General features: G+C 41.3%; 17 protein-coding genes and 1 pseudogene. 11 read left to right on the top strand and 7 right to left on the bottom strand.

The annotated features are described in order from the left end of the window. A partial coding sequence (locus V7K21_RS18105) for a HEAT repeat domain-containing protein (RefSeq protein ID WP_335176528.1) occupies nt 1-457 on the top strand: 457 nt, incomplete at its 5' end. Between the two features lie 805 nt (nt 458-1,262). Beyond that, the gene (locus V7K21_RS18100; protein WP_335176527.1) at nt 1,263-1,838 is read left to right on the top strand and encodes a Uma2 family endonuclease; all 576 of its coding nucleotides are present in this window, start codon (nt 1,263-1,265) and stop codon (nt 1,836-1,838) included. Nucleotides 1,839-2,094: 256 nt separating this feature from the next. Here V7K21_RS18100 and V7K21_RS18095 read toward each other — a convergent pair whose 3' ends face one another. Continuing rightward, a complete protein-coding gene (locus V7K21_RS18095; protein ID WP_335176525.1) occupies nt 2,095-2,379 on the bottom strand; it encodes a DUF427 domain-containing protein in 285 nt (94 codons plus the stop codon). Nucleotides 2,380-3,460: 1,081 nt separating this feature from the next. On the opposite strand from V7K21_RS18095, the gene V7K21_RS18090 reads away from it, so the two are divergent. From V7K21_RS18090 to V7K21_RS18060, 7 genes and pseudogenes are all read left to right on the top strand, one after another. Further along, a complete protein-coding gene (locus V7K21_RS18090; protein WP_335176523.1) occupies nt 3,461-3,862 on the top strand; it encodes a hypothetical protein in 402 nt (133 codons plus the stop codon). 290 nt (nt 3,863-4,152) lie between these two features. Continuing rightward, entirely contained in the window at nt 4,153-4,476 is a 324-nt protein-coding gene (locus tag V7K21_RS18085) for a toxin-antitoxin system HicB family antitoxin (protein ID WP_335176521.1), read from the top strand. 56 nt (nt 4,477-4,532) lie between these two features. Then, a complete protein-coding gene (locus V7K21_RS18080) occupies nt 4,533-5,693 on the top strand; it encodes a KamA family radical SAM protein (protein ID WP_335176519.1) in 1,161 nt (386 codons plus the stop codon). 103 nt (nt 5,694-5,796) lie between these two features. Next, nucleotides 5,797-6,192, top strand: coding sequence for an SET domain-containing protein (locus V7K21_RS18075; protein WP_335176517.1), 396 nt, complete (start codon nt 5,797-5,799; stop codon nt 6,190-6,192). A 79-nt stretch (nt 6,193-6,271) separates the two neighbouring features. Continuing rightward, complete coding sequence (locus V7K21_RS18070; RefSeq protein WP_335176515.1) at nt 6,272-7,261, top strand: D-alanine--D-alanine ligase family protein; 990 nt, start codon at nt 6,272-6,274, stop codon at nt 7,259-7,261. A 237-nt stretch (nt 7,262-7,498) separates the two neighbouring features. Continuing rightward, a complete protein-coding gene (locus tag V7K21_RS18065) occupies nt 7,499-8,848 on the top strand; it encodes a serine/threonine protein kinase (RefSeq protein ID WP_335176530.1) in 1,350 nt (449 codons plus the stop codon). Continuing rightward, a pseudogene (locus V7K21_RS18060) lies at nt 8,845-10,179 on the top strand (serine/threonine protein kinase). Before V7K21_RS18065 ends, V7K21_RS18060 begins: the two are co-directional and overlap by 4 nt. Before the next feature lie 81 nt (nt 10,180-10,260). Here the strand turns inward: V7K21_RS18060 and V7K21_RS18055 are convergent. From V7K21_RS18055 to V7K21_RS18035, 5 genes are all read right to left on the bottom strand, one after another. Next, nucleotides 10,261-10,416, bottom strand: coding sequence for a hypothetical protein (locus V7K21_RS18055; protein WP_335176513.1), 156 nt, complete (start codon nt 10,414-10,416; stop codon nt 10,261-10,263). A 157-nt stretch (nt 10,417-10,573) separates the two neighbouring features. Further along, nucleotides 10,574-11,959 (bottom strand): MATE family efflux transporter, encoded by a 1,386-nt coding sequence (locus V7K21_RS18050; protein ID WP_335176511.1) that lies wholly within the window; start codon nt 11,957-11,959, stop codon nt 10,574-10,576. Between the two features lie 402 nt (nt 11,960-12,361). Further along, on the bottom strand, nt 12,362-14,557 hold the full coding sequence (locus tag V7K21_RS18045) for a lytic transglycosylase domain-containing protein (protein ID WP_335176509.1): 2,196 nt from the start codon (nt 14,555-14,557) through the stop codon (nt 12,362-12,364). Nucleotides 14,558-15,067: 510 nt separating this feature from the next. Then, nucleotides 15,068-16,462, bottom strand: coding sequence for a carotenoid oxygenase family protein (locus tag V7K21_RS18040; protein WP_335176507.1), 1,395 nt, complete (start codon nt 16,460-16,462; stop codon nt 15,068-15,070). 466 nt (nt 16,463-16,928) lie between these two features. Beyond that, a complete protein-coding gene (locus V7K21_RS18035) occupies nt 16,929-18,923 on the bottom strand; it encodes an MASE1 domain-containing protein (protein ID WP_335176505.1) in 1,995 nt (664 codons plus the stop codon). Between the two features lie 144 nt (nt 18,924-19,067). Between V7K21_RS18035 and V7K21_RS18030 the strand changes: the two genes are divergently transcribed. Both V7K21_RS18030 and V7K21_RS18025 read left to right on the top strand, forming a co-directional pair. After that, on the top strand, nt 19,068-19,175 hold the full coding sequence (locus tag V7K21_RS18030) for a tyrosine-type recombinase/integrase (RefSeq protein WP_335176503.1): 108 nt from the start codon (nt 19,068-19,070) through the stop codon (nt 19,173-19,175). Nucleotides 19,176-19,272: 97 nt separating this feature from the next. Continuing rightward, nucleotides 19,273-19,893: a Uma2 family endonuclease gene (locus V7K21_RS18025; protein ID WP_335176502.1), complete on the top strand. Its 621-nt coding sequence runs from the start codon at nt 19,273-19,275 to the stop codon at nt 19,891-19,893. Here the strand turns inward: V7K21_RS18025 and V7K21_RS18020 are convergent. Further along, complete coding sequence (locus V7K21_RS18020) at nt 19,875-21,152, bottom strand: FAD-dependent hydroxylase (RefSeq protein WP_335176500.1); 1,278 nt, start codon at nt 21,150-21,152, stop codon at nt 19,875-19,877. The genes V7K21_RS18025 and V7K21_RS18020 overlap by 19 nt on opposite strands. Nucleotides 21,153-21,190 lie beyond the last annotated feature (38 nt).

Genomic DNA, 21,190 nt, shown 5'->3' with positions numbered 1-21,190 from the left:
GGATCAGTACACCCGTATGAAGGCAGCAGATAGCTTAGGGGAAATCGGCACTGGCAATAAAGATACGATCGCCGCCTTGGTGCAACTGCTGCAATCAACTACTGTGGATCAGTACACCCGTATGAAGGCAGCAGATAGCTTAGGGGAAATCGGCACTGGCAATAAAGATACGATCGCCGCCTTGGTGCAACTGCTGCAATTAAATAATGTAGATTACGAGACTCGTTGGAGCGCAAAAGATAGCTTAGAAAAAATTTTACAGCATAATAAGCATCGCTTTGCGGTAGTCAAATTTTTAAGTCGTGATTGGTATTTTGATAATGAGTACCACTATTTAGCCTGGAAATGCGCTCAGAATATGCCTTACCCCGATTTCTATCAAGCTTGGCATCAGCGTAATTTTGCTACTCGTACAATGCAAAGCTTAAAGAAAATCCTCTTCACAAGAATAATTTAAGTACTTTTGCCGCAGCAACGTTACAAATAAAGTTGCCGCGATCGCAACAACCTGTCCACTTGTTACGAAGACAGACGCAGACGTTACGAATGTTTATCTGTTAGCAACAACAGCTTAAGCATTAATTATAAATGGATACTCATTTGCTGCGATCGCGAACTCATTTGTAGCTATTGCGTACTCATTCATAACTAATGCTTAAAATTTAAGCTAACAAATTAAGCATCTATTATAAATGGCTACTCATTTATAGCTATTGCGTACTCATTCATAACTAATGCTTAAAATTTAATCGAATAAATTAAGCATCTATTATAAATGGCTACTCATTTGTAGCAATTGCGTACTCATTTATAACAAATGCTGTCGCATTCATAATAAATGCTTAAAATTTAATCGAATAAATTAAGCATCTATTATAAATGGCTACTCATTTATAACAAATGCTGTCGCATTCATAATAAATGCTTAAAATTTAATCGAATAAATTAAGCATTAATTATAAATGGATACTCATTTGTAGCTTAGAGGAACTTCAATTTCTTCAACTCGCCATGCAGCTTATCCGTTAGTAACGAAAACTTGTCCGTTCGTTAACAACACAACTTGTTTGATTCAGAATGCTTATCTATGGCAAAAGTTATGCGGTCATTACTAAATCTTAAGCAAAACTTATCAATACAAGTCTTAACTTACAGCTTACAACTATTTTCAGGTAAGCAACATTAAGGAGAATAGACTCGCTCCCTAAAATCCAAAGATAGAAAATGCTAAGATTCCAATCAAATATGGCATTTGCACAGCTATGACAACCACGCTGCACAAATCAATCTCCTTAGCAGAGTTCCTCAAACTGCCAGAAACCAAGCCTGCTAGTGAATTTATAGACGATCATCGTATCTACCAGAAACCAATGCCACAAGGCAAACATTTCCGGCTACAACTAAAACTTTGTAACGCAATTAGCCAAATTGCTGAAGAACAAAAAATTGCTTTAGCTTTTCCAGAATTACGCTGTACATTTGGCGGACGTTCGATTGTCCCAGACGTGAGTGTATTTGCTTGGGAACGGATTCCTTTTGATGCTAATGGAGAAATTGAAAATACCTTTGGAATTTACCCTGATTGGACAATTGAAATTCTTTCACCAGAACAGAATACAACCAAGGTAATTATAAATATTCTTCACTGTCTAAAACATGGCACTCAATTAGGGTGGTTGATCGATCCAGATGAACGCTTAGTATTAGTATTTTTGCCAGGACAGCAACCTATAGAGATGACTGGGGATGAAGTATTGCCTGTACCTGAATTTTTGCAACTTAATTTAACAGTTACACAGGTTTTTGCATGGCTCCAACCAACAATAATTAGTCAATAAAGATGATTAGTATGTGTAATTACGTCTCAAAATAAAGTTTTACTTGAACTTAGAGTTGATGATGGCGATCGCTTCAGTAGATTACACTCCAAAATTCTTGTCTATAGTCGTCAAACGAGTGATGACAAGAACAGTTAAAATAAATTCGCAAATAGTTTAAATACGAAGCCCGCCTGCGCGGGCTAATTATTTTATAGGCAATTAGCCGGACATAATATCATTCTCCCTGAAAATAAAATACTTCCAGGAACCTTTATTAAGCCTCAACTTTTACACCCTTCCAGAAGGCGACATAACCTTCAATATTCTTAGCCTTCTCTTTGGCGCTGGGATAGTACCAAGCAGCATCTTTGTTGACTTGCCCATCAACGTCAATACTGTAGTAGCTGGCGACACCTTTCCAAGGACAAGTACTGTGGGTGTTACTGTCTGTGAAGTACTGCTTGTTAATGGTGTCAGCAGGGAAATAATGGTTGTTATCCACAACTACGGTATTATCGCTCTCAGCTAAAACTGTTCCATTCCAAATTGCTTTTGCCATAAGTGAGTTTGCAAATAAACTATACATTTAACATTTTGACACGATCAGCTTATTTTATGCTCCTGAACGGCTACCTTACACGAGAGTCCGTGCAAACTCAGATGAATGGTCAGTAAGGTTTATAGAAAGCTTTGCAATGCCAATATTAATTTACATTACTTTTATTTATCAAGTTAAGAAGTAAAAGTATTTGCTTTTATTAGAAATACTTTATAGCATATTGGTATGCAAACTTAATTAGCTAAAATATAGTTAGATTTCAGTTTATAGCCGAAAGCAAAAAATATCTAGAAGAGAAGATCATAATTACATATATGTGAGCGATCGCACCTTATAGAAATGCTTACGAAAAAAATATTTCATATAGCGAACATTTGCCTTTTCTGAGTTATTACTTACTAAACTTATACGAATTTATAATTTCTGATATTTAGGTCAATTTGACTCAGGCGTTTAGATAATTAACAAATCAAGCTATCAAATGAACTGAGTGTAGGAGGTTGAGATTTATCAAACAGTGGACTCTATTACTAAATATCACAGACTGATTTTACTTTGTTCTAATTGAAGATAACTCTATGAAACTTACAAACTTGATAAATTCTGCACATATTGTTGCTTGGATTAATTTTATGCCTAAAATTACTAGCATTCATACAGCCAATAATAACAACAGTGGCGCATCAATAAACACAACCGTCAACTCTAACACTTTATCTAGCTATTCTACGAATGTAAATTACCTCAAACCCTTTGATCAGAGCTTTATTGCATATTACATGATGGGTCTTAGTAATTTTGAATAATCTAAGTTAACTTTGTCTTTCCGAGTTGTAAATTACATCATTTTAGCAATTATAGTTTTGTCTAAGTTTGTCAAATATTTCTGAATTACTCCATTATTACCTTCTAGTTCATCTAGGAGAATTTTAATTAATCTAGCTTTTGTAAAATAATCTTGCCCAAATCAATGAAGAATGAATAAACCGATGTAGTGAGTTAACACCAATAAATTTATATAGCTAAAGAATATTTTTTATTAGCAAACATTAATTAATTTAGTTAAATCGAGAAGAGAATTATGAAATTTATAAACTTGCTCAATTCTGCATTTATCGTTGCTTGTATTACTTTTCTACCTGGAATTTTTGGCGCTAAAACAGCTAATAACAATAATGCTGGACAAATAAACACAGATGTAAGCTCTAATACTTTACGTACTAATTTATTAAATGCCAGCTATCTCAAACCTTTCAATACTACCTTTCTAGCTTATCAAGGTTATTTCAAAGAGCAGGGTATTCCTAGTGGGGGCGCTTTGGTATCTGAATTCCAAATAGGAAAAGTGACTGCAAAAGATGTGGTTCAGGCTGCTGTCAAGGCTAACAAATTACCAGCACAAGTTTTGAATGATAAAAGTTATCTCAATGCGGTCGAGTCGCAGTTAACATCATTGAGCAATATTAATGATTTAAATAACTAACTACAGATGGCTCAAAGTTTGTAGATATGTTATAAAATAAAGCGTTCGCTCCTGCTCTTCATCGCAAAACAAGCGATCGCTGGACTAAAATTTTTGAGTTTGATGTCTGGCGACAAGCCCGGAGTTTCGGAATCTCCGGCTTTGCGCTTTGCGTCTACGCTTTATCTGAAGTTTAGTGGTGAAATAAATAATTAGATTAACAAGCATGAGAACAAAGGGATATTCTGTGTAATACGATACTTATTGTTAAACTTTGGGTATTATTTGTAGAGTAGTTCAACTTTGTTTTCATGCCCTGTATTCAAGTCGGTGTTAGAATTCCACCTCATCTTCACAAAAAGCTAGCTATTCACGCTGCTAAGGCTGAGGCATCTAAATCTGAGGTAATTATTAACGCTTTTCCTCATTATCTAAAGTTTACTGAGGATATACCAAATCCTGACTGGAATCCTCCCATCGAAGTTATCAGAGGCAGAACAAGCCATCATCTCTGGCATCAAACGAGCCAAACTATTTATATTTCTACCTACAACGCTTATCGCCTGTTTGAGGACGAGTTAGCACCAGAAGTGGTGACAGTTGTCAATACTTTTCTCTTTTACCTAAATTTGTAGGTAAAGGAACCAGCCTGTGATTGGTTTATTATTCTCAGCTTAATTTAGTTCTAATCATGATCAAAAACACTATTCTAGAGCCTCTAGTTACCGATGTTCGGTGTGAAGAAATTTGTGAGATTTTGGGAAAGACTTACAACCAGGAATGCTGGAACGATTGGCGCTGGCAAATGCGGCATCGGTTGACTAAGCTGGAACACTTTCAGCAGTTATTAAGGCTTAGTGCTACCGAAGAACAGGGACTTTTAATCGCACCAGAGAAGTTTGCTGTAGCCGTCACACCATACTTTGCATCACTGCTTGATCCAGAAGATCCGCTTTGCCCACTACGGTTACAAGTCATCCCACGGGAAGAAGAACTAGTAGTCAGTGCCGCAGACATGGTAGATCCATGTGGTGAAGATAACGACACTCCAGTGGCAGGACTCGTACACCGCTACCCTGATCGGGTGTTGCTGCTTGCTCTAGACACATGTGCTGCTTATTGTCGTTACTGCACTCGCTCTCGTTTGGTGAACCAAGGTGAGATGTACCCAGTAACGCGGCGGTTGAATGCGATCGTCGCTTACCTGGAAGAACACACCGAGATCCGTGATGTGTTAATTTCCGGTGGCGATCCTCTGTTGATGTCTGATGAACCTTTAGACAATTTACTTGGTCGGCTGCGTGCTATTAGGCATATTGAATTTATCCGAATTGGTTCCCGCGTGCCGAGTTTCTTACCGCAGCGAATTACACCGGAATTGGTTACCTTACTTCGTAAACATCGTGTGTGGCTATCTTTGCACTTTTGTCATGTGCGGGAACTTACACCAGAAGTGGCACAAGCTTGCGATCGCCTAGCTGATGGTGGTATTCCTCTAGGTAGTCAAACCGTGCTATTAAAAGGTGTGAATGACTCTGAAAAAGCCCTCAAAAATCTGTTTCACGGTCTTCTTAAGTTGCGTGTGCGACCCTATTACCTTTACCAATGCGATCCAGTTGTTGGCACTGCACATCTGCGAACCAGTATTCAAACTGGGATTGATCTAATTTCTAAATTGCGTGGTCATACTACTGGCTACGCTGTACCAACTTATGTAATTGATGCCCCTGGCGGTGGTGGCAAAGTCCCAATTCAAGCCGAGACTCTACTTGCTTATGAGAAGGGCACAGCTACAGTGCAAAATTGGGCAGGTAAGACGTACACCTATGTAGATCCAGTGGAACAAGAATGACACTATATATATGTGAGTTGATCGCCATCATTTAAAAGAGCTAGTTGGGATGGTTATTTTGGCTTCCACCAAAAAACTGAGTAATCGCAGGAGAGTAGTTAAAATGTTGATTGTGGGCAATACAAACCTAAAAGGTCGAGGTATCTTCGCACAGAAGCGTTTTTTGAAAGGAGAGATGATTGAGAGATCGCCAGTTCTGGTTATACCAGCAGAACAGGTTGAATTCCTAGATAAAACAGTTTTGGGTAACTATTACTACGATTGGGAAGATAAAGGTGCGGCGATCGCACTTGGTTTAATGTCCCTGTTCAACCATTCTTACGATCCGAATACTTACTATGTGAAAAAATTCGCCGAAGGGGAGGTGGAATTGATTGCTTACCGAGATATAGAAATAGGAGAAGAAATTACTGCCAACTATAACGGTTCACCTGAAGATATATCTCCTATCTGGTTCGATGTTGTTGATGAGATATCTTTGACTCCATTGAAGACTTAGTAATCAAAGTTTCTGCAATTAACCTGAGTTGCATATTACAGCTAACAGCGAAAGCTTTCTCACCAGGAATTATCGGGCTATGGGGTTATTAATTGGTCTATGTTATGACTTGAAGGCAGACTACCTGAAGGCTGGTTTCAGTGCTTCTGAGGTCATGGAGTTCGACGATGAAGAAACTATCATCGGGCTGGAAGATGCACTATTTCAGTTAGGTCATCAGGTTGAACGTGTCGGCAATGGTAGAGAACTCGCTCTGCGCTTGGCCAAGGGCGATCGCTGGGATCTGGTTTTTAATATTGCTGAGGGTTTGAAAGGTCGCTCTCGTGAAGCCCAAGTCCCCGCAGTCTGCGAATTATTCGCTCAACCCTATACCTTTTCCGATCCGCTTACCTGTGCCCTAACGTTAGACAAGGCGCTTGCTAAGAGAGTAGTGCGCGATCGCGGTTTGCCTACAGCCCCCTTTGAGGTGCTGAGTACTACCATAGAAGCAGCAGCCGTGTCACTGCCAATGCCACTTTTCCTCAAGCCTGTAGCGGAGGGCAGTTCTAAAGGGGTAACTGGGCGTTCTCTTGTCAAAGAACAGGAGGAGTTAGTAAATACTTATCAATTGTTACGCGAACTATTTCAGCAGTCCGTACTCGTAGAAACCTTTCTCCCCGGTCGAGAAGTAACGGTGGGCATTATTGGCAACGGCAGCAACTCACGGGTAGTAGGTGTGATGGAAGTAATTTTTACAGGAGAAGCGGAAGCTTTTGCCTATACCACCCTCAACAAGGATGAGTATCTGGAACGGGTATCTTATCGTTTGCTCATAGATATTGAGCCACTGGCAGCACAGGCAAGGCAGCTGGCGCTGGATGTTTATCATACTCTTGGTTGCCGTGACGCTGCCCGAGTGGATCTGCGTTGCGATGCTAGCGGTGCGTTGCAGTTTATGGAGGTTAACCCACTGCCAGGGCTACATTATATCCGCTCAGACCTGGTAATTATGCGACGTTTGGCTGATGTGACATACACAGAAATCATTGCTGAAATAGTCGAATCTGCATGGCAAAGGTACAAATGTTGATTTAGTCATCAGTGGCAACTAGCGTGGTACGGCGCTAGCTGATGGGTAAAATATATTGCAACTTTACGAATAGACGGTATAACAAAAGCATTCTCCTCATCTGCCTCATCCCTAAATTTTTCACAACTCTGTATAAGTCCAATATTTGAAAGAATGCGGAATCTATTATTTTCCCTTTGTAGTTTTTGCTAGATTCAACTGTAACAAGTTGTAAATATGAAAACTCGGAGTGGGCAAATGGCAGGTCAAAGCCTTAATGACTTTCCCAAACAAATCCTTCAAGAACGCTACGAAATTCAGCAACAGTTAGGCAAAAAAGCAGGAAGACGTACTCTCTTAGCCCGTGACATTCAAACTGAGCAATTAGTTATCATCAAGCTGCTAACCTTTAGTAATGATTTTGCTTGGCAAGATTTAAGGCTATTTGAACGAGAAGCCGAAACCCTCAAAGCGGTTGAGCATCCTGCGATTCCTCGTTATATCGACTACTTTGAATTAGATCCCTCTAACGGTAAAGGTTATGCTCTTGTCCAGAGCTTTGTAGAAGGTCAATCTCTAGAAGAATATATGAAAACTGGGCGGATTTTTACAGAAACTGAAGTTAAAGAAATTGCTACAGCACTGTTAAATATCCTGATTTATCTACACGGGCGACAGCCTCCAGTTATTCACCGCGATATCAAACCCAGCAATATCATTTTGGTAGAGGATAGCAATAGTGTTAGACAGATTTACTTAGTAGATTTTGGTTCTGTGCAAACCTTAGCAACCAAAGCAGGTAAGACAGTAACGGTTGTCGGGACTTACGGCTATATGCCCCCAGAACAATTTGGTGGCTATGCAACGCCTGCTTCTGACCTCTACAGTCTTGGTGCTACTCTGATTGCTTTAGCGACAGGTATTCATCCCGCCGATTTGCCTCAGAAAGATTTGCGAATTGCATTTCAAGACTTAGTTGAACTTAGTCCTGGATTGGTAGGTTGGTTGCAATGGCTAACAGAACCCAGTCTAGAGCAACGTTTAATGTCTGCCTCAATTGCCTTAAAAGCCTTGGAAACAGGTCGGTTGCCAATCAATGACCTAGCTACGGTGAATCCTCCCAAACCAGTAAACATCAGGGATTTATTGTGGAATGCTATCTGGCGTAGCACCTTTACTGGAGGCTTAGTTGTAGCAGGTTGTGCTGCTATTTATAGCACAGTTGTAATTCCAGGATACGGCAGCATTGCAGGACTAGAATTTGGTGCATTAATTGGTTTTCCCATAGCGTTTGTTAATGGATTTTTAGTTAGCATTATTACGCGGTTATTCTTCTTCCCGCTAAAAAATGCCCACTTGCATCGGCGCACAATCAGCATTATCAGCACCACATTTGGGATGGCTGTTGCTTTATTCGGATTCAGCCTGCTGTTTCATGGTTCTTTTTCTAATTGGTCAAATGTCACTAGCCTTTTTTCTAATTGGTCAAATGTCACTAGCCTATTTTTCGTGATTGCACCTTCTGTTATCACTGGGCTAAGTATGGGAGCAGCTAGCAAATTTATTGCTCAGTGGTATGAAAAGCAATATAGGTTATTAAATAAATGAACAGTGAAATATTTAATCAGCGTTATCAAGTCCAAAGAGAATTAGGAAGACAAACCGGAAGACGAACTTTTCTAGCCTTGGATTTGCATTCCTCACAACAGGTAGTGATAAAAATATTGTACTTGGGGCAAGATTTCGATTGGCAAGACTTAAAGTTATTTCAACGGGAAGCAGAAACTTTAAAGGCGCTTGATTATCCTGCTATCCCACGCTATTTAGATTACTTTGAACTAGATACGCCCGATGATAAAGGTTTTGGGTTAGTACAAACTTATGTAGGGGCGAAATCTTTAGAGGAACATTTACAAGCAGGACGAACGTTTAGTGAAGCAGAGGTAAAAGAATTAGCGTGATCGCTCCTGACAATTCTCTCCTATTTACACCACCAGCAACCGTCTGTAATTCATCGAGATATTAAACCCAGCAATATTCTACTTACAAATCGTTCTGGTAATAGTGTTGGTCAGATTTACCTTGTAGATTTTGGCTCTGTACAGACTCTAGCTGCTCAAGAAGGCGGTACAATTACTGTAGTCGGTACTTATGGCTATATGCCTCCAGAGCAATTTGGTGGTAGGGTAACTCCCGCCTCCGACCTTTATAGCTTGGGTGCAACTTTAATTTATCTCGTCACAGGATTGCATCCTACAGAATTACCACAGCAGGAGTTACGTATTCAATTCCGACAATCTTGCAATCTCACTCTAGAATTTGCTGATTGGTTGGAATGGATAACTGAGCCAAGTTTAGACCAGAGATTTTCTACAACAGAAGTAGCAATGCAAGCATTAGAAAAACCCCGTTCTAGAAAGCAGGCAACCCTTGCATTAAAAAAACCGTTTGCGAGTAAAATTCACTTAATTAAAACCTCTAAAAGTCTAGAAATTATCTTGCCACCTAAAGGATTTAGCATTGGCTTAATTATGCTTATCTCCTTGGTCACACCTTTGGCATTGGGTTTTAATGTTTTGACGATTGGGCCGCTAGGAAGTTCTTCACCAAGAAACATAACTAGCTTTTGCATCCAAGTGAGTGCGATCGCTTTTCTTTTATTTACCTTTATTTGGGGATTATGCAAACGTACTCGTATGAGAATTGACTCTCATCAGTTAGTAGTGATGCATGATTTTCTAGGAATTAAATGGCTTGTTGCTTTTCCAGCATTACGGAAAAATATATCTGTATCGAAACTCATCAAATCAAATTCAAATCTTTTTAATAATCAGCCTTTATTGCGGATTAATGCTGGTTCTACCATTTATTATCTTAATAAATATACTCATTTTACTGAGATAGAACTGGAGTGGTTAATACAGGAACTAAATGAATAGTTAAATTTATTAATTATCAATAATTCCTGAATTAATGAACTAATACCAATTTTTTATGAAGCTGTGCTAAATAACTGGACTTTAGACTAAAGAAGAGTGATCGCCTTTTTGGATCTGGTCTAAAATTGTTCGCACTTTAGCAATTACTGCATCTGGATTAAAGGGTTTCTGGATAAATCCATCAATCTTTATATCGTCAGCCAATTTAGCATCTTCTTTCTCGAAAGATGTTACCAACAAAATAGAAAGAAATTCAAATCTAGTTCAACTTGAATTGTTGACGGTGCGTTAGCTTATGGCGTAACACACCCTACATTTAAAGTTTGAAATATTAGCGCCAACTTACTTTTAGCAATCCTAAATCCGCATGGTAAAGGTACAAAAGCTGAAGATTTTAGGGCTGTTCAACCAGACTTATATCGGAAGTCAAAAGATAAAAACGCCAAGTTAAAAGCACTGCACCCATGAATAGCCCTAATACTAAACCTAACCATAAACCAATAGCACCCCAACCTAAAGTGAATGCCATCAAATAGCCGCCACCTAAACCAATCACCCAGTAAGCAAACATAGTAATTAACACTGGTACTTTGGTGTCCTTCAACCCGATCAATGCACCAGCAGCAATAGTCTGAATAGAATAAAATATCTGAACTATTGCCCCCACGGTGAGGAAAGAAGTTGCTGTTCTAAGTATCTCGACATTATCCGGATTACTGGTGTCCAAATACATTGCCACAATATAGTTGGGAAACAGCAAAAAAATTAGTGCCACAATGCTCACAATGGGACTAACAAGCGCAATGCAGACAAATCCTGCTCTGCTTGCACCCTTAAGATCATTTTCTCCCCTCAGCTGTCCTACTCTCATCGTGATGGCATAGGAAATACCTATGGATACCGTTTCGACAAAACTTTCTGTCTCGACGGTAATTTCATGGGCTGCTAACGTCTCTGTTCCAAACCACCCCATCAGTAAAGCAGTGGCAGTGAATACTCCAATTTCCGCTCCATACTGCAACCCCAAGAACCATCCAGTTTGGAAGATATCCACAAACATATCTTTATCAAACTGATGTAGAGCGCTATCAAGCTGGTAGTCTTTAAAGTATTTGTCGAAGTAAACCCAGGTAGCGGCGGCGATAAAATTCAGCCAAAAAATGAGTGTGCTTGCCCAACCGATACCAGCTAAACCAAGGGCTGGTAAACCAAATTTACCGAACATTAGTACGTAATTTGCAGCCGCATTCAATAATAGTCCAGCTACCGTAATTACTGTTAGGAACTGGGGGCGATTTAGAGCAGAGCTAACTTCTTTAAAAATACAGAAACCGAGCGCAGCAGGAAAACCCCAAACAATAGACCGCAAATATGTTTGAGCCAATAACACATTGCTTTCTTCTTGACCAGTCAGCAGTAGGATATAGTCAAAGTGCCAAATGATAAACATCACAGGTAAGCACATCGTCACAGCTAACCAAATTCCTTGACCTGTAGCACGGCCAACTTGGTCTATTTTTCCTGCACCAAAAGCATTTGCGACATTCACACCCGCGGCTGAAAGAATAGAACGACAAACGGAAGCTAGAGTAGAAAAGGTAACAGCACCTAAAGCACCCGCAGCTAAAGCTTGGCTGTTAAGTAAGCCCATCATCACCCCATCCAACAAAGGAATGCCCGCTTCTAATATTTGAGTAATTACCAGAGGAACTGCCAATTGCAGGCAGGCTTGGACTTCTAATATCAGTTCTGACTTAAATTCTTTTGAAGTTAACTCCATTGGGGCACAAAAATTAAGAAGGGTGCAAAAAAAGTAAAATTTAATAGATTAAGTTATATTAACGCCAACAGGCGCACTAAACTCAACCTGTTGGCTGTGAAATAGGCGATCGCCTCACCCTCTCAACACAAAAAACAGTGTAGGCGCAGCCCGCCGTAGGCATCGCCCCACCTAACTATCCGTGAGTTCGACAATTCAGCTGGTATCCAGTAATTAGTCGAATTAAAAAGACCTTTAAGAGGTTTCACTACACAAAACCTGTCCCTCTCCGACGGGCGAGAGGGACAGGTTTGAACTTTAATTCAAGGCAGGGAGAGGTTCATGGAACTCACGTAAAATTGTATATGTGCTTTCCCTGCTCCTCTGCTCCCTGCTTGCTCATTTCTACCGAATTGGGTAGAATCACTGCGCCGGCAATTTTGGGTGTGTAGTCGAGTACTTTGCGACAATACCAGAAATCTCAGGGTTGTAAAGTCTCAAATAATTCCAGTAGTTGCCAAATACTTGACGCACATAATTTTTGGTTTCATCAAAGGGAATTTCTTCAACAAACTCATCTGGATCTTTTGTAGTTATAGTTTGTAGCCATTTGGAGACATTGCCGGGGCCAGCATTGTAACTGGCGATCGCCAGCAAGGAGTTATTGTTATATTGCTGATGGGTATGATCCAAATACCATGTACCCAGCATGATATTGTCGTTGGGATTTTCGAGGTTTATTGTTTTGATATCCAACTTAATTTGTGGGGCGATCCATTGAGCTGTACTGGGCAACAACTGCATTAAACCAGTAGCATTAACAACGGATTTGATTTTTGGCTCAAACCGCGACTCTTGACGGATGAGAGCGGTGACTAGCAGAGGATTCAGTTTACGCTCAATAGACCACTTTTCAATCTCTCGCTGATAGGGAAACGGATAACGTGCTTGCCAGTAGGTGATCTGTTTACTCAGAGTCTGATATTGAGCAAGTTCAGCTGGTGTTTCTCGGTCTTCCAATTTAGAAATTTTATCAATTCCGATCAGATTTTCTCCCTTTGCCTGCCGGATCAACCCTTCAGTAAATTGCTCTGCTACCGTTGGCTGAATTTTATTCTGAAATTCTGTTTGCCATTGTAACCAGGCATCGCGGTCTTGACCCAGCAGATATAATTCTTTGAAAGTCTCAGAACCAGCAGGCGGTAATGGACGCTGTTGTGCGATTACTTCCGGGTTCATAACGCGCACGTTGTCAAAGTTGCCAACATTTAGCCCCAGCATCGTCGCTGCTCGCCATGCATAGTAAGAGTAAGGAAACTGGTTAATCACATACTCATAAGCAGTTTGAGATTCCTGCTGTTTGCCTAGTAAAGCTGCCCATTTACCTACCCAAAAGCCTGCTCTTGGAGCCAAAATACTATTGGGATTATTGGTGACAATTGGTTCTGCCCATTGCCAAGCACCGACGTAATCTTTGGTATTGGCTTTATCTTGGGCGATTTTCCAGCGATACTCTGCCGCTTCATCAGAATTTCCGTACTTGGCTATGAGTAATTGCCAAGCCTGGCTAGCTGACTTTTGATCCTTAAGGGTTTGGAGAGTTTTGGCTTTTTGTACCAGTGCAGTAGCAGCTTGTTTCGGAAATTTACTAATTACCTGCTCAAGATAGGGTAAGCCGTCTTTAGGAGTTTTTGCGGTTTCTGCTAACCGCAGTAGTGCAGTCCCAGCTTCCTCAGTATTTGGAAATTGCTGCACTAGTTGCTTATAGGTGGCGATCGCTTTTTCTTTATCTTTGCCTCCTACCTGTAACCCCCGTGCAGTGCGGTAGAGGTTGCGCGATGTTTTGGGTGCTTTGGCATAAGCATTTGCGGCTTTGAGAAATTGACTATTTTCCCAATAGCCTGTACCAATGAGTTCCCATTCTTCGGGTTTGAGGGTAGGCTGTTTTACTAGCTGATCTAAAACGCCCACTATGCCTGGTTGGTCATAGGCATATTTAGCCAAAATTAATTGTAATTGTGGCTGATTGGGATTATCTTGCAAGCGTTTGCGGATAATTTCCCAAGTTAGAGGATTGGAAGGAAATTGAGCGATCGCAGTTTCTTGTTGCTTTGGTTGGGCAATCAGATATAGCGCTTTCACCGTGGCCGCTTCTTTGGGATATTGTTTCAGCACACTTCGCCTCAGATCCGAGGCTTTGCCGTCTTCGCCCAGGATATCCTGTGCCTGAGCTTGTTTCAGCAAAATGTAGGGCGCGAGAAGGGGATAGTCTTTATCTAATCCGTCCAGTAAAACCAGCGCTTTTTTAGCTTGGGTTCTTTCAATGTAATCACTCGCTAAAAGATAACGAGCGCGATTTCGATCTGGCGATCGCGATTGCCCGGCGATCGCTGCTAGTTTTGCCGCCCGTTCTGGCAGGGATTGTGAGATCAGTGGAAAGACGGCTGATTGAGCAATGCTACCCTCTGATGTTTGCCCTGCTTGATTCTGACTCAGTTTGAGCCATTTCCCCAGAGATTTGCCAATCTCAGGTGCTGATACCATTGCCCCAGCTAAAAAGGCAAACAGTGCTGCACCCGCAATTATCGAAATTTGCTTTTTCTGTAGTTTCTTCAGCATGAATACCCGCTGAAAAGTTCCGGTGAATTTCTTGAAACTCTAGCACTCCTAACCATCAGTGTTACCAATTTTTCATTTGAGATTTTTAATTTTATGTAGAAAAATCCTAATTTTCAATCCTACAGTTAGCAGTATTGTGTAGATAGCACATATTAGATATTATTACATCTATCTGATGAGAGAAGCACTACCCTTCGGGTGAGGCTCCAACGCTAAAAGTTTTCCAATAAATGATCCAAAATCTGTCATTGCGTAGGCAAAGCTTTCCCGTAGGGTACGCAACGCAGTGGAGCAAAGCAATCACAAAGACTCAGAGATTGCTACCCTACGGGAACGCTAAAGGCGAACATTCCGCTTCTCTACGAGACGCTACCGCGAAGGCTCCCGCAATGACAATTGGGCATTTTTATTACTTGGATTACTATAATGCTAACGCCAGTCGCTACAACGGGGAGCCACCAAGTGCGCGTTGGCTCATCAACTCACATCAACCACTAACGTTAGTTTTGCTCAAGTTTGGAATTGCGCTTCATCAATCCAAGCAGCATGGAATCCATAGGGGACTCGCTGGGGAATTATTACCTGCGCTATAGGCCCGGACGTGACATCTTGGGCATTTACTACAATTAATTTAGAAGTTTCTGAACCCTCATCATGAACTAAAGTTAGCAGCCAGCCATCATCCTCTGTTGTTGCATGAGGACGTGGTACAAAAACGATATCTCCGCCATAACGCCCAACTCCAAATTCTAATGTTTCGGATTTACCACGATTAAAATCGTACTTGATCAGCGCATCAAACAAGAGAATTGGATTATTAGCGACTCTTGCACTGTAGCCGTATCGTGTTTTTCTCCCTAATAGCTGTTCATTGACACGGGGAAATTCAATGGGTACATTATCTAAGATTGTTTCTTTAACAAAACCAGTCTTGAGATTGAATCGCCACTCGTATAGAGGTCTGTCAACTCCTTCTTGTTCATCAAAGCTTTGGACTGGTTCTAGAAGTCCTGAGTTCTTCATTCGACAACCGCTTAAGACTATCTCTTCTCCTTCTTCGTAAGCGTTGAGAGTATGAAATACGAAACAAGCTGAAGTCTCGAACCAACGGACATCACCATTATTTCCATGACGTGGTAAGATGCCAAAGCGACTGGGGCGATCGCTCTCGAATAATAGCAGAGGTTCTCCTCGTTGTGCCCGTTGTGGATTAAAAGTCAGGGGCAGATCCATAAAAATTGTATAGTTTTCGCTGATTGCAAAATCATGTATCATCACTCCTATTGGCAAGTCAATTGGCTCAGTCCGTAACAACTTGCCTGCTGCTGAAACCACGCCATATTGTAAGTAAGGCGGTGTAAATGGAGAGTAGCCAAAAAACATCATCTCGCCCGTAACTGGGTCTACTTTAGGATGGGCAGTAAAGGCAGAAGCTAGCTTACCATTGTAGGTGTACTCGCCAATTGTCTCTAACTCAGGCAGCTTAATAGCATAAGGCGCTCCTCCTTCCCATAATGCTAATAGTTGACCCGCGTGCCAAACAATAGCTGTATTAGCAGCATTTTTATATGGCCCATAAGGATTATCCATTTGCGGTGGTTCCATCAAACCAGACCAGATGGCCTTACCCTCTGCTTGCTCTATTTTCCATCCTTTGGTTTGAACGTAGCGATTGCAATAAATTGCTTTGCGATTGTGAATTCGCACACCATGCAACATCCCATCTCCATCAAACCAGTGATACTGACCAATTGGCTTCCACTGTGGATTAGCACCATTACGGACAAATATCCCCGATAAATCCGGTGGTAGTTCACCTATTACTTGCAAGGTGTCAGTGGTAATTTCTTGATCGATTGGTGCAAAGTTATCATCAAGATAAGGATTTATTGCTGTTATTACCATTTGTTTTCCTGATGAAAGCGCCTAATTCTCTAGCTTGGTATTTACTTTTTATTGTAGACATCACAAATTGCTAATGTCTTAGCGAATAGCAAATGCGTACGCCGAAATAGCAAATGCGTACGCCGAAATAGCAAATGCGTACGCCGAAATAGCAAATGCGTACGCCGAAATAGCAAATGCGTACGCCGAAATAGCAAATGCGTACGCTGAAATAGCAAATGCGTACGCCGAAATAACAAATGCGTACGCCGAAATAGCAAATGCGTACGCCGAAATAACAAATGCGTACGCCGAAATAACAAATGCGTACGCCGAAATAACAAATGCGTACGCCGAAATAGCAAATGTGTACGCCGAAATAGCAAATGCGTACGCCGAAATAACAAATGCGTACGCCGAAATAACAAATGCGTACGCCGAAATAGCAAATGCGATCGCTTCTGGAAATTCTCTAAATTGTGCTTACTCAAGCAATCCTCTTAGCCTTTAGAGGAATCTCAATCACAAACTTTGTGCCTTGCCCCAGTGTGGAATCACACCAAAGATTACCACCATGCTTCTGGGTCACAATTTGATAGCTCATAAACAAACCCAAACCAGTGCCTTTACCAACGGGCTTAGTGGTGAAGAAAGGATCAAATAGTTTAGAGGAAATCTCTTTTGGAATGCCTATTCCATTGTCAGAAATCATAATCATCACTTGATTTGTATCGATTTGACTAGTCTGAATCCAGATGGCATTGGGGTTAGCTGAAATGTTTTGTAACGAACGTTCCTGATTAGATTCTTCTAATGCATCTATAGCATTACCTAAAATATTCATAAACACTTGATTAAGGGAGCCAGCATCACATTCAATCAGTGGTAACTGACTATACTCTTTAATAACCTGGATCTGGGGGCGATCGGCTGTCGATTGCAATCGATGTTGTAAAATCACCAAGGTACTATCAATCCCTTGATGAATGTCTACCGCTTTCCATCCTGCTTCATCCAAGCGCGAGAAGTTCCGCAGGGATAATACAATAGTAGAGATCCGCTCGGTACCGATTTTCATGGACTGAAGAATCTTGGTAACATCTTCCCGTAAAAAGTCCAGTTCAAGTTTATCTAATTCTGCGTGCAGGGCAAGAGGTGGATTTGGATAGTGCTGTTGGTAAGCTTGCAATGCTCTCAGCAGACCTTGGATATGCTCAGAAAGATAAATTAAGTTGCCATCAATGAAATTAACCGGGTTATTGATTTCATGGGCAACCCCTGCCACCATCTGTCCCAATGCAGACATTTTTTCACTGTGAAGCATCTGTAATTGAGTCTGTTTAAGCGTTTGTAGAGTTTGGTTCAGAGTCGTATTCTTTTCATTCAATTCTTCAGTTCTCTGCTGAACTCGAACTTCCAGAGTTTCATTGGTTCTGGCTAATTCGGCAAAAGCTAAACGCAGCTTGGTTTCTGCTTCTGTTCGTTCTGCGATCGTCGCTGTAAGCACAAGAATGGTGAGTGTAATCACGCCGATAAACGATTGCAGTTGGATCAAAGATTGGTCGAGATCCTTACTCACAAAACTACCTTTGCCATTGACAGTTCCGATCACAGCGATCGCAGCCACAATAAAAGTTAACAGCGTTGCACCCGGTTGCCCCAGTCGAAAGGCAGACCAGATCAACATCGGAATCAACATATACTCCAGGTGATATCCCTCACCAAAAGCAACTTTGCTGATAAGAATGACCAACCCCATCAGGATAACTGGCTCTACTATGATTAACCAGAATTTTAAAGGGCGTGAGTTTGCTCTTGAGTGGCGAATATGAGAGAGATTTTCATAATCCTCTGACGTTGAACTGAGGAATAACCATTGCCAGATTGGACGTTGCTTTTTTTGAGCGAATTGCCCCCAACTAAGCAGAATCGGGGTGACGATAAAAATTCCCGAAACATTAGAAATCCACCAGGTTAACCAAACTGTCCCATACGCTGTCCAGGGAACTTTACCACTCAACGCCAAGCAAGCCACTCCAACAGTTGCATTGATGCTAGGCCCCACCATGCCGGTTAAGAGCAAAAATTTGAACACGTCGGTGACATGTTCTAAAGGATAGCGTTGGTTGATAGTTTTCCGTAGCAGGAAGGCACCCAACAAAGTCCCCAAGGTTGTTCCGATCGCAATGGAAATAACTGGCAGCGTTGAAATCACCAGGGACAATAAACTTGTTGAATCTCGGAACGCCCAGAAGTTGGCGAGAAATGAACCCAGTAAAACACCGTAGCCGATCCAGTTACCAAACAACAGAACAGCCCCAGCAGCAACTCCATCCGGGGGCCAAACTGGAGTCACATTGTTTGGTGTGGAGGCAAGATGACGTGAAATTTCAGCCATTTCATAGTAGGCGATCGCCAAAACAACGATGCCTCCGATTTGCCTTAGCCCATGAGGGAATATAGGGGATTTTTGTTGAATCATCTGTTTAGTGGCTGTTTGATATCAACGTTGCTAATCTTTACATAGAATGCCCTTTTCCTTTAAGGTCGGAACATAAAGCAGCCATGAAAGTAGAAGACAAAAAGTATTAAAACAAGCGCTTCATCAAGCTGGTATTCAAAAAAGGTGGGTTGTCATACATTTCGCCACAGTTTCGCTACCAATTTACTGCAAAGTAGCTATGACATCCACACAATACAGGAATTACTCAGACACAATATATGTGAAAACTAAGATGATTTATACCCTGGCTCTTAACCGTGGTGGAAAAGCTATCCGCAGTCTCCTAGATTAGAGATAATATTTCTATCATCAGTAATTTTCAAAAGTCATGACTCAAGCCATACCCAAGCTAGTAACCTTTGAGGAATTTGTCGATTGGCTACCCGAAAATCGACGAGTCCGCTACGAACTACATAAAGGAGAAATTGTTAAAATAGCACAACCAGTAGGGGAACACGAAGAAGTTAAAGGATTTCTAGGTATCAAAATTTCTGTCGAAATCCAACGTCTAGGATTGCCATACTTCATGCCCAACCAAGTTATAGTTAGACCTCCTGAAAAAGATTCGGGTTACATCCCAGATGTGTTAGTGCTAAACCGTGCAAATCTGGTAAACGAAAAATTATGGAAAAAAGAATCTACCGTTAGTTTAGGTGCATCAATACCTTTGGCAATTGAGGTTGTATCAACCAACTGGCGAGACGATTACTATTTAAAATATGCTGAGTATGAAGAGATGGGTATCCCAGAATACTGGATTGTCGATTATGCTGCCTTGGGTGGACGTAATTTTATCGGTAATCCCAAACAACCGACAATCACCGTTTGTAACTTAGTTGATGGGGAATATCAGATAAGTAAATTTCGAGATAGCGATCTCATTGTTTCCCATACTTTTCCCGAATTGAATCTCACCCCAAACCAGATTTTTCAAGCTGCTGTGGTGTAGCGTTTATCTTTTGCCAATTCTGGAGTTCGCCCCTTCAAGCCAATCATTAACTTCAGCATAAACACCTTTAATATAGGTACTCGCTGCAAAAACCATAAACCCAGACGACGAACCACCACCACAGGTAAGAAGTTATTAGAAAACATCCGATCTAACAAATCGGTAAAACCTAAAATCGTCAAATTTTCCAGCTTACGCCAGCGTTCATAACCTTTAAGAATCTGAATATCGCCAATATCTTTACCCGCTAGGTGCGCTGCTTGGATTACTTGCGCCAAAGCCGCTGCATCCCGAATCCCCAGATTTAAACCTTGTCCGCCGACAGGATGGCAATTGTGCGCCGCATCACCAATTAATGCTAGTCGGGGGAGAACATAGCGATCGCTTTGCATGAGTTGTACCTGAAATACAAAGCGATCGCCCAGTAATTCCAATTTCCCCATCTGATTGCCATAGCGACGGGTGAGTTCTACCAAAAATTGCTGATCATCTAAAGCACATAAAGCTTTTGCTTCTTCATGGGGGGCTGTCCAGACAATGCGGCAACGGTTCCCCGGTAAAGGTAAAATCGCAAAGGGCCCGCTAGACCAAAATCTTTCGTAAGCAGTGTTGTTGTGCGGTTTTTCTGGTTTAACAAATGCAACTATGCAAGATTGCCAATATTTCCACCCCAGAGTTTTGATACCAGCAGCTTGACGAATCGGCGATCGCGCCCCATCTGCTGCTATTAATAATTTGCTCTTGACTGTCTGTAGCTGATCGGCAACTTTAATATCTATCGCTACTATGTCTTTCTGGTACTGCGTATTTACCACTTCAGCCGGACATAGATAAGTCACATTTGGACAATTTTGGACAAACTCCTGCAAAGGCTGCAACAGCGCTTGGTGTTCCGCCACATAACCCAACTCTGGTGTACCTATATCATCTGTAATAAATTCCACCACATTGGCTGAATCGGCATCAGAAAGATGAACTCGGCAATATTTGGCTATTTGAGGCAACATTTTGTCCCAAACTCCAATTCCTTGATAAATTAGCGCCGAAAGCATATGAACTGCATAGGCTTGCCCCTTAGCTACAGCCGCTGATGCCACTTTTGCCTCAATCAGCAAGACACTCAAGCCAGAATCTTTTAAAGCAGAGGCTAGAGTTAACCCAATAATCCCACCGCCGACAATTACCAAATCATATTCATATCCCTGCTCATTTGGCGGTGTTGGTTGAGGGGAAATTTGCTTAAGCTGCGTTAGGGCCATTGTTAAGTTAGGTTACAGCGTCTTAACTCTTATTTTGA

Source organism: Nostoc sp. (genome assembly GCF_036919595.1).
Classification (GTDB): Bacteria; Cyanobacteriota; Cyanobacteriia; order Cyanobacteriales; family Nostocaceae; genus Nostoc.
Note: the sequence above shows the minus strand (reverse complement) of the source record. Positions and strands in the feature narration are given on the sequence as shown.